This is a genomic window from Robertmurraya kyonggiensis (assembly GCF_005116465.1).
Lineage (GTDB): Bacteria > Bacillota > Bacilli > Bacillales > Cytobacillaceae > Robertmurraya > Robertmurraya kyonggiensis.
The window spans coordinates 1-1,093 of record NZ_SWBM01000077.1; the positions used below are offsets into that span (position 1 = coordinate 1).

General features: G+C 34.2%; 1 protein-coding gene. It reads right to left on the reverse strand.

The window, feature by feature from the left end:
- Positions 1–902: 902 nt before the first annotated feature.
- A complete protein-coding gene (locus FA727_RS24290) occupies positions 903–1,070 on the reverse strand; it encodes a hypothetical protein (RefSeq protein ID WP_158318986.1) in 168 nt (55 codons plus the stop codon).
- Positions 1,071–1,093: the final 23 nt, after the last annotated feature.

The following is a 1,093-nucleotide window of genomic DNA, read 5'->3' on the forward strand; positions in this document are numbered from 1 at the left end:
GAAGTCAACACATGAAATAATTCCAACTAACGATATTAATGACCTTCAGAAGGCAAGGTTCTAATTTAAAATTTTAAATAAGAGTTGTGCACATCACAAACGTCTGATCAATATGAAAGGGTTGGGAAAGTATGTTCTAATTATAAAACCAAACCACTTTCTCAAATGAAAGTTGTGTATCTAAAAATGTCATTTGCAACCTTGGTGAGTTATGTATAACTCAGATGCTTAATCTACCAAACATAGGAAATCAAGTTTGAAAGACCAACTTAAACATGGGATGAAAAACACACGGTCACACACCCTTTTTAAAGGAGCTCACCTTGGGCTATAAATAAAATAATATTTAGAGTGCTCCTGATGTTCTTTAGTAAAATAATTGTTAATGATTTAATGTTAGGGTTAAACACTTGGACTAATAAAGCTTGTAGATCTAATCATGGCCTACATGTGGCAATCTTGAGGTTTTAATAATAAAATGAGATTTTGTTCACAATATGAGCTTTCATAAAATACAAAGGATGTAAATTAATTAATATTTAATATATGTCAAGTTGTTAACGACATAATTAAAAGTTGAGCATATAAAATAAATAAGCTTTTAACCTCCATGTATGTGTCCATGTTTTAACTTTAAGTTAAAATAAGATTTTTACTCTCAAAATAAAAGGAGGAAGGACTTTAAATTGAAAACTCTCTTTGAGCAGCATACCTCTGATGTTTAGTGACACTATTGAAGGGTCTAAGAAAGGAGGGAGAGGTTAAATAAAATAATTAATAAAAAGGAAGATAAGGCAAAACAATGGGGTTAGAATTCAGAAATTGACCAAAAATTCAGACTGAAATTCAAAAACAAAGGTCTGGTGACACCCAACAGAAATCTCAAGATTTTGGTACTGAACTTAAAATCTCCGACAATAAGAGTTGCTGTCATCACAGATACAACCCTTCATAACAAATCTCGCCACGGCGTTCGCTCCGCTTGTTGACCCTCGAACCAGCATGTCCGTCACGATCGAGCTTACCCAGTATTGTCCGTCACGATCGAGCTTACCCAGTATGTCCGTCACGATCGAGCCTACCCAGTATGTCC